Source organism: Rossellomorea sp. NPDC071047 (genome assembly GCF_050270195.1).
In the GTDB taxonomy this organism is placed as follows: Bacteria; Bacillota; Bacilli; order Bacillales; family Bacillaceae_B; genus Rossellomorea.
The window spans coordinates 120,964-130,621 of sequence record NZ_JBNNJT010000008.1; the positions used below are offsets into that span (position 1 = coordinate 120,964).

Below are 9,658 nucleotides of genomic sequence, written 5' to 3' on the forward strand. Positions count from 1 at the left end.
TGACAAACTATGGTAATATTGATAAAATTATTACATAAGTATTATTACATGTTATAAACATTGTACTCAAATGAAAATTAAACGATATAGGGGTGTGTTATTATGTTGAGAGACCTTCTATGGCTTGCTGAAGCCAAAATGTCTTATGATAGAGGAAAACAAACTGGTCTTTGGGGTTTAGTTGGTGTAGGGTTGATCATTTTAGGAGCTGTCTATTGGGATTCATTACTCTTGCCATTTTTCAACTCTATTGGCTTAGTGAACTTAGCATATAAATTTAATCTTGTTACCGATACAGGAAGTTTAACTACATGGAATGTATTTATTGGTATTTTTGGTTTTATTATTATCTTATTAATATTTCTATTGGCGGCCATTGTATTATATACACTCTTCCTTTGGACAGTGATGTTAATGTTTAAGGGGGAACAAGGAGAGAAAATAGCAGAAAAAGTAGGTGTAGCTTTCTTTGGTATTATTACATCTCCAATTACGATCCCTGCATTGATTATTGGTTATCTTATTTCCTTCATTGCCAGCCCCAAAAATTTTATTAAAAATTTGAAGTATCAGGTGGCAAATCAAAAAGAAGAACAAGAATATATTAATAATCAGGAAGCGTTTTTTCTTGCCACTAATAGCAAAGAATTATCAAAAGAAGTCGTTCAGCAACGCTTAAATCGTCTATATATGAAAGAAGATCAAGACTATTTGGTAGGATTAATTAATGAACGGAATAATTCTAATGCTAAAATGTATATATTATTACCTTCCCCTTTTTATAGAGGTCGTTACGTTGAATATGATGACCGCTATGAGATTCATAAAGATGAAAGAAATATCGCCTGCATCGAAATAAAATTTATTCATGACGGTAAGAATGATTTAGAATTCACTAAAATCCCTATAAAAATTGAACACATTTCTTTATCTAGATTCCATAAAATTGTTGAAAAGCACGATGCAAACATTAAAGAACTCTTTAATTATATAAATAAGGACAATGATATCCAGTCATATACCCGAAGAGCTAATAGAAGGTACATTCTTGAACGAGAGCACTGTAAAAGAAAAATGAAAATAACCGAGAATCCTGAGCATTTTGAAAGCGCTCAAAAATACTTTGAAGCTTTAAATGCTACTCATGCGGACATTTTAGAGTTGATGTATGACGAAGATATGCTTAATAAAGCTATTGAGGGAGAGGAGTCTACGGTAAGGAGCCATAACTTACATGCATACTAAAGAAGACTTAAAAAAGATATTAGAAAGCCATCAAGAGCATTTAAAATTACCTATGGAATGGGAAGATTACACCTCTAAATGTGAAGATGATCTTCCTTCTGTCAGTGAAATCATTTCCATATATTCGAATTGGAAAAATGTATTATCTCAATTTAATATTCCACGTAAAAATAAATATAGTCGTGAAGAATTGTCCCTGATTATTAACAAATATAGAGAACAACTAATCTCTGCTAGAAAGTGGGATTCATTCGCTAAGCAATACGCCCTCCCTACTTCGGATACTTTAATAAAAAAGCTGGGGAAATGGTCTAATATTAAGAGCCAACTTGAATTGCCACAAGCATCTCCTGTTAGAGAAACTAATGTCTATACAAAGCAGCAAATCATCGATGTTCTAACAGAACATGGGAAAGAATATGAGAATCCTCGATCATGGGATAAATACGCTAACGAACATTCCCTTCCAATTTATCAAACGATTAGAAAGCACTTATCTTATGAAGAAATGAAACCCTTCATTAACTCAAAACGTAATTATTCAACCGAAGAACTTTCAGAAATTGCCATTAGATACAGAGAGTATTTCACTACCTCAAAAAAATGGGATGCTTTTGCCAAAGAAAACAATTTACCAACATCACTAACATATTATCGTCGTTATGGATCATGGAGAAAGGCCAAGGGAGAAATCCTTCATTAATGACCTATCCGTAGAACAAATGTATAAATAAAGCACCTGCCTCATACTTGCTTATGAGAACAGGTGCTTTTTTATTCATCCACATCTTGAAGGTTATCATTTATTTGTCTAATAATGTCCTGTATAAGTGTTATTATTAAATATTGCCCCTTTGGGCTATCAGCATCATGAAAGTGGGCATCTGCCTGGCTGAATTCAAGATCGACACTAGTTCTATATTTATCTTTATATACAATGTAGAGCGTCGCAGTGTTTTGCTCCCCAAACATCCCCGTCTTCTTCTCGATCTCCATGCTTTTGATCCCATTTCTATCAATAGCAGTCATAAACTCTGAAATCACTTCAGAATTATTTACATTTTGAGCTGCTATTAAGCTATCATTCATCACCTGAGGATCAAAAGCCTGAAGAAATTGACTTTGATTCTTTAATGAAAGACTAGCTGAAAACCTCTCTATTGTCCCTTCAATGGTCGGTTGCTTTCCTTCAGAAGATGGGTCTTTAAATTCTAGAACTCCAACATGTTCCTCTTGTGGAACAGACTCAGCAGCTTGGAGTAATAGCTCTCTATCCTTTAATTCTTCCTTCATTTCTCTTTTAGCCTGAGTAACATTAATTGATACCGGTTCTTCATTTTTTTGTATATATTTTATAAAGAAAAGACCGCTAATAATAACTATAGTGACGGTTATTAAAATAGCGATCTTGGCTTCTTGTCTCAAAAAATTATCTCCTTCCTTAATTAAAAAATTTTTTTAAGAAGAAGGAATTTGAACCATTTCAAGCGGATTAAAACTATTTGATTTAGCTGCATTCCATCCACTTCCTTTATGAAGCTCAAAGTGTAGATGCGCCCCAAATGATTGTCCAGTGTTTCCCATATATCCTAAGAAAGTCCCTTTCTTCACCTTTTGGCCAGTTACTACATTTCTATTTTGTAAATGGGCATATAAAGAATCTATAGGTTGCCCTCCTATGTTATGGGTGATGATTATACAATTACCGTATGAGCCTGATAGATAAGCTTTTTTCACTGTTCCATCTGCAAATGCCACTACCGGCACATTTCCCCGGCCACCTAGTCCAATATCTAAACCATAGTGAAACCTTTTCTTTCCATTAAGGGTATCCCAACCATAATTCGTTGAGATTCTACCTGTAGCTGGAGCCATAATCTCTCCTGCAGGAATAGAAGGCATACCTTCTCCAGGTTGATAAGTTGCTGCAAGGTGAAACATCTCAGCATACTTTAGAACTTTATCGATATACCATTCTGCGTGATTATATGCATATATCGCTTTCCTCTTGTCGCTTCCATATCCGTTCTTAGCAAGATAAGAAGCTGCTGAATATACACTATCAGCAACAGACCAGGGATCTGCTTTGCCGTCATCATTTCCATCTAAACCATATCCACCATATTTCTTTATTTTACTTGGATCCGTAAGTACACTTGTAGGTATACTAGCATTACCCAACCTCGACCCACCAAAGTCTGAACTAGCGGACCATCCCAGCCAAGTGAGTGGCATAAATTGGACGGGACCGATTGCACCTACTACACTTACATTAGAAGGATTTTGAGAGTCAGAAAAAGATGTTTCCACAAAGTGAATGGCAGCTAATGTATACCAGTCAACCCCAAAAGCTTTTTCTCCTTTTCGATAAAACTCCATAAATTGAGCCGGTACATTTCCACCTGGAATAACAGTCCCTTGAAAACCTCCACCACTAAAACCAAATCCGCTTCCACTTAGCCACTCAGTATAACCAATTGAACCACCACTAAATTCATATAGGGCTTCAACCATCTTTTTATCACGTTCACTAAATCCATACTGATTTAATATGGAATCAAAAGTGGAATAATCTTCAGTTTGCTGTACGGTAGTTTGTTGAAATGTCATTTTTCTTGAATAATCATACGTCTCGATTTTGACTTCATGTGGTACCGGGACCCAAGCCCAATAAGGATCATAATATCCTCTTTCTTCATCCCAATGCTTATAAAATTTTACTTTCTCCATTTTATAACGCGTTTCATTTTGAGTTGAATACGTAGCTTCCCAATCGGATAATTTCCCATCATATTCATAGGTTGCATTACCATTCCAGGCATCAACATATGTAATTTTCTTTACGTAATGATCTTTCTTTTTAACTTTAGTTTTTGTACATTTTCCTTCTTCACAGGTTTCGGTATATGTCTCTGTGTATTCATTAAAGTCCTCGTATTCAAAAGTGGGTTTTAATGCTTGAGCCATTTTTCGAATTAATTCTTTTTCCTTACCTTCGTACTCTTTCATCATGAAATCTGATTGGACTACAGCTGCTAGAAGCTCAGGAGGTATCCTATATTGTGCTTGCTCGGGACGTGAGGTATCAATCGTCTTATCTAATTCCTTAATCATGTATTCGTAGAGTTTTTGATCCTCCCCCTTTAAATCAGTACCACTTCCAAAGAAACTGCTATAAACAAACATGATGATAACAATTAGTAAGATGATACCTGCTACAATTAATATAGTGGGGACCCCTATGGTACCCACTAGGCTTACTAATAATTTCGCTAATGCTTTAAGGCCTGCACTAATTGCCTTCTTTGCTAAAGCGGCTGCCTTTTTAGCTACTTTTTTGGCCACTTTCTTTCCAGCTTGTTTAGCCTTCTTTTTGGCAAAGTTCTTACCTAATTTCACCGCACTATTTTCTTGTTGTTCCTGCTGATGAGGATCCTGGTTTTGAGGAATGCCCATTAGATGGACACCCCTTTAAACCTACCTCTATCACTATCACGCCGTGCCATAAACCTCTTGTTTGGCTGTGGAGGAATTAATTCATTTGGATCAATGCTAGATGTATAAGGTTCATCCTCAATAAAGTAATCTTCTTTTACTAATTTGCGGTTACGAAGACTTAAATTTTGTTTAACCTCATTAGAACCTAAACGAGCATCCCCTTGCATAATTTTACTTACTCGATAAGTCTCGCCATCCGGTGCTTTAGCTTGTACATAGCTACTCCCACTATTTACAACTAATTGAATTTCCTCAACCATACTATTTTTTCTAAGATCGTCTAAGTTGAATTGTCCTGCGTCCACTTGTTGATTATATGGTTGCATTTGTTTAACAGTTTGAACACCTTTTGGCGCTCTATTTCCAAGTATTTGATTGGGATTCACATTGATTGTACGATTAAAAGGAATTTTTGCACCAGCTGAATCAAGCTTATATGCACTAGTTTGGGAGCCATTGATTTTGTTTTGAACGAAAGCCCCATCTTGAACATTTAAATCTTGGTAAACTACTTCTCCTTGTTTAAGTCCACTATCCCCACGTCCCATTCTGGAAACAGTTTGTAACTGACCAGTACGAGTTCGAACTTGAATGTATGATTCGTTATTTGAAGTGACCATTCTAACAGCACCATTTGCAATCTGCTCAGTTCCATTATCTCCAATTACTTTTTGAGCAAGATGCATAACTTCTTGAGGTTCACTAATTTTTGAATTAACCGCATTGTTATATGGGTTAATCTTAGTTGCTAGTTTGGAGCCCACTTGATAACCCTTATCTCCGGCAATAACGCCTCCAACATAGCCTACTTTGTTACTAAAGGACTGTTGCTTAGCAACTACATCACCTTTATCAAACGTCATGCCTGTACGAATCTGACCTACTTGATTTTTGAATTGGGATCCAGTTTCTTTACCTGCAGCAATAGCTGCACCCGTCATACGTGTTCCGAGTTGAGCGATACCTGTAGATGCTCCTATTTCAGTGGCACCTGACCACCCCAATGCTCCAGCAGCACCTATTTGACCTATTGTATTGCCAACATTTTTACCAATGTTAGTAGCGAAGCTTGTTGCGGCACTAACACCGGTAGCGCCTCCTACAGCACCAGCTGACTGAATTGCAAACTTCGTTATTCCACCTAGCTTTGCTTTGCTCATAGTACCGACAACCGCACTTTTAAGGGGTACATTTGCAGATAAATTATTCATTGCTTGACTAAAGTTTTGATTTCTTACCTCTGGCTCCTTATCTTTCCATTGTGATATAGCATCATTTCTAGAAATACCTTGCGATTCTTGTGCTGATATAAACTGTTCTTTCTGTTTTGCTGTCTTATTATTGGCCACATATTGTGCCACACCCATCGTATTAACTTTGTTGTTTGGCATAGCAAAACTTGATGCTTTTTCTGAAGCCTCATTAATTGATTCCACATAAGCTTTTCTTTTTGTATCTGAATTTTTATATTCCACTTCAATTTCTTCTTTAGAAGCATTAGGATTTTTTTCTTTAATCTCTGCTCTTTCAATACCAGCAACCTTATTTGCAAAGTTGGCCGCGAAGTCTTGCTTACTTATTGCAGAATTTCCTTTTGTGCCCGTCATGCTTTGTACAGTAGACTGAGCAGCTTGTTGGAATTGAGCTTTCTTTTGAGCCACTTTATTATTCCATGCTTCAGCACGCTGTTCATTGTAAGCAGTTTTCTGACTATCTGTCATGTCATTTAAGGATTGAGAAGGAAGATTTTTACTATCGTATCCCTTTAAGAAATCTTTTTTGTTTTCATCAGCCCAGGATTTAGTCATGTTGTCTGCGTTTGTAGAAGCTGCCTTAAGAAAATCTGCTTTCTTTTGAGCAACTTTATTTTCCCATGCCTTTCCTTTTTGGACATTGTACTGTTTTTGTTCTCCTTCGGTCATTGCCTCAAATGGTTTTTCAGATCGCTGTTCATTAGAATATTGATTCATAAAATCTTCTTTATTTTGAGAAGCCCACTCTTTAGTCATGTTGTCTGCTTTTGACTGAGCAGCCGCAATAAATTCTGATTGTTTTTGACCTACTTTATCATCCCACGCTTTGGATCTTTGTTTTTGATATTCTTTTTGCTCATCTTCCGGAAGGGATTCTAATTGTTTGGTAGGTGGATTGTCTTTTGAGTACTGTTTCATAAAATCTTCTTTATTCTGTGCTGCCCAGGTACTTGTCATTGCTTCAGCAGATTTATTAGCAATATCCGTAGATGAACCTTTTTCCTTTAGATTCTCCCAATCTTGTCTAGCTTTCGTGGTTTCTTGATCTTTTACTGCAGATAACTTATCTTGCCATTTTGCTTCAAGCTCACTTTGATGAGCATCTGGGAATCGTTTCTTCATGTCCTTCATAAAGCCTTCCCGATTTTTACTAGCCCACTCGGTCGTACTATCGTCAGCCATTTTTGAAACAATGTCTTCTTCTTGATCGAAGTCTAAGTCTTTTCCTGCATTATTCCAACCTTCTTTTCCTTTTCTCATTCGGTCTTTAATACCTTCTCCAGCCAAAGCACCGACTCTGCCTATAGTACCCCCAGCAGCACTACCTAGTAGTGCTCCACCAGAAGCCCCCGCAATAGCTCCAACTGGCCCCATTACAGAACCTGCTACACTTCCAGCTGAACCAAGAACGGCTTTACCCATTTTACTTGAAATTTCGCCAGCCTTGAGCATTTTCTCTGCAACTGATGTAGATCCTGTATCGGTTCCCGTGTTACCTGCAATTGTAGGGTTGCCATCTACTTCTGTAGAACCCTGACCTTTTGTTTTATCTTTTACGCCATTATACATACCTTTTAAAGCTCCTGATACGGATTGATCACCAAGAGCACCCTTTACTGACCCGGCAATACCAGCTAGGGCGGACATACCCATCATCGCTCCTGCTTTGGACATGTTATTGTGCATTCCCCCACCTAGTCCAAGAAGGCCCCTTAAAGATTCACCAACAGGAATAAAGATTAAATATAGAATAATAGTTTCAATTCCCGTTGCTGTCGATGTTGCAAATATAGTCATTATCCAATAACAAGCTGCATGAATTGATTGAATAAACACCGTTCCAACAAATTCTTTCATCCATCCAGCTGTAATTCCTTTGAGTTTAGGGAAGAGAAAGAATACTACCATTAATGGAGCGAATATCATTAAGATTATTAAAGTGAATTTTCTCATCATGTAATAAAAATTCGCCCAGAAACTTAACCCCAGTAACATTAGCCCCATTAAAATATCTCCAAGAACACTATCATTAGAGGGATCCATCTTATCTTGTAATTTAACAGCTTCAAAGTCATTCTCAAATATTCCAACTAACCCCATATTGAGATCAAATACGAGTCCCATTATTGCAGGAAGATTGAATAAACAAATTCCTACAATTGCTAGGTCTTTAATGAACTCTATTAATGCCCCCCTTGCACTTGGATTAACGGCAGCGGTCTGTATTCTCATCCCGTGCAAAACAACAGCAAGAACGAAAAGAGAACCAGCAACAGTTAATATAGTTAAATAGCCTGGCCACCAAATGGTAGTTAATTCGTCCGTCGAGAATGTCCCGTATACTAAGTCGGAAGTTAGTGATTTATCCTTTCCAAATACCCAAGCCTTTAATGATTTTAATTGCATAAAGGGACTGACTAACCATTCCCACATGGTCGCGAAAAGTGAACCTAGAATGTCACCAAGCTTATCACCAATTGAGCCTAACATTGTTTACCCACCACCTTATCTTTGGAGTTGTAACTTCCTTTTTCTTTTTAATTCTTCTAATACAGCAGAATTGGATTCTACAAAGACAAGTTCTTCATCCGATGGGTCTGTTCTCAGCCAAACTGACGACTTTCCATGTCTTAAAATACCTTCACCTTTGTCCGGTTTTCCAAATAAAATCCCTAATTCTCCCGCGGATAAATCAAAGTTTTCCTTAATCTTCTTAAGATCGATTTTGTTTTGTTTTAAAAAGATAAACGTGTAGGTGTTCTGTAGAATCCCCCGGGCTTTTCTACTTTCAAGGATCCTCACAAAATCTTGACTGGCAATTCTTAAGCCGGCATTTCTTTTTCGAGAGCGTCGAGCCATTCGCTCTAAGAAATCAACGGTCGCTTCATAGTCAACTAGTTGCCATGCTTCATCTGCATATACAATTTTCTTTTTATTAGCGTTTTCTACATTTTTAATAAAATGCTCCCATAAGAAAGTAAGAATTACATGATATGCAATTTCTCTAAGGCCACCAGTCTCCATCTTTGAGATATTAAAATTTATTAGTCTTGCTTTGTGTAGCTCAGTAGTGACTCCTTTTCCAAGGTAGGTTTGGCCATCAAATATTGGCTTACTTCCATCTCTCAAATAAGGTTTTATAACTGCAATAAGTCTTTCTGCTTTTTTCTCATTCTCAAATTTTTCAATTATATAATTATATATATCTGTAATAGTTGGCTCCGGCTTTCTTGCTCTACTTTGAATAATCTGCCCATCAACTTCCTTGGCTTGATTTTCAAATAATGAGTTGGGGTGAGAGGTGAACTTCATTTTTTCAAATACTCCGTTAATCGCCTCTTCTAAATAATTCCTTTCAAAAACATCTAACCCTTGACCCTCTAAATTTTTTCCACGAGCGATAATATCAAAGAATTCTATAACCTCTCCGACTTTTTCCCTTATAGCAACAAAGCGAATAAACCGTTTTCCATCCTCTTTCTCAATTATTTCCTTATCATCCGCCTCGTCCACTAGCTCCAGTTCTTCATCATCATCTTCAAGTGGTATATCTGTGTAATTAAGAGCCACTGGGTTAATTCTTATATTTGACTCCTCAGATATGTCTAGATTCAGCCCCCCAAGTCGCTTTGTAAGCTTGGAAAACTCATTTTCAACATCAA

Annotated in this window: 6 protein-coding genes; 2 read left to right on the plus strand and 4 right to left on the minus strand. The window is 37.0% G+C overall.

Annotation, left to right across the window (positions count from 1 at the left end; translation table 11 throughout):
- Positions 1-102 precede the first annotated feature (102 nt).
- Both ACQKFO_RS21835 and ACQKFO_RS21840 read left to right on the plus strand, forming a co-directional pair.
- Complete coding sequence (locus tag ACQKFO_RS21835; RefSeq protein ID WP_427601042.1) at positions 103-1,245, plus strand: hypothetical protein; 1,143 nt, start codon at positions 103-105, stop codon at positions 1,243-1,245.
- Positions 1,235-1,948 carry a hypothetical protein gene (locus ACQKFO_RS21840; RefSeq protein WP_427601044.1) on the plus strand — a complete coding sequence of 238 codons (714 nt, stop codon included), beginning with the start codon at positions 1,235-1,237 and terminating at the stop codon, positions 1,946-1,948. Before ACQKFO_RS21835 ends, ACQKFO_RS21840 begins: the two co-directional genes overlap by 11 nt.
- A gap of 71 nt (positions 1,949-2,019) precedes the next feature.
- Here ACQKFO_RS21840 and ACQKFO_RS21845 read toward each other — a convergent pair whose 3' ends face one another.
- The 4 genes from ACQKFO_RS21845 to ACQKFO_RS21860 form a co-directional block, all read right to left on the minus strand.
- Positions 2,020-2,670, minus strand: a complete 651-nt coding sequence (locus ACQKFO_RS21845; RefSeq protein WP_427601046.1) for a hypothetical protein — start codon at positions 2,668-2,670, stop codon at positions 2,020-2,022.
- Between the two features lie 33 nt (positions 2,671-2,703).
- Positions 2,704-4,644 (minus strand): peptidoglycan DD-metalloendopeptidase family protein, encoded by a 1,941-nt coding sequence (locus ACQKFO_RS21850; protein WP_427601048.1) that lies wholly within the window; start codon positions 4,642-4,644, stop codon positions 2,704-2,706.
- Positions 4,645-4,700: 56 nt separating this feature from the next.
- A complete protein-coding gene (locus tag ACQKFO_RS21855) occupies positions 4,701-8,486 on the minus strand; it encodes a hypothetical protein (RefSeq protein WP_427601050.1) in 3,786 nt (1,261 codons plus the stop codon).
- A 15-nt stretch (positions 8,487-8,501) separates the two neighbouring features.
- The coding region (locus tag ACQKFO_RS21860) for a VirB4 family type IV secretion system protein (protein WP_427601052.1) at positions 8,502-9,658 on the minus strand (1,157 nt) is incomplete at its 5' end.

Bases quoted from the DNA above. Each gene is read 5' to 3' on its own strand.
- ACQKFO_RS21840 (WP_427601044.1), top strand. From the start codon at position 1,235: ATGCATACTAAAGAAGACTTAAAAAAGATATTAGAAAGCCATCAAGAG.
- ACQKFO_RS21835 (WP_427601042.1), top strand. From the start codon at position 103: ATGTTGAGAGACCTTCTATGGCTTGCTGAAGCCAAAATGTCTTATGAT.
- ACQKFO_RS21855 (WP_427601050.1), bottom strand. From the start codon at position 8,486: ATGTTAGGCTCAATTGGTGATAAGCTTGGTGACATTCTAGGTTCACTT.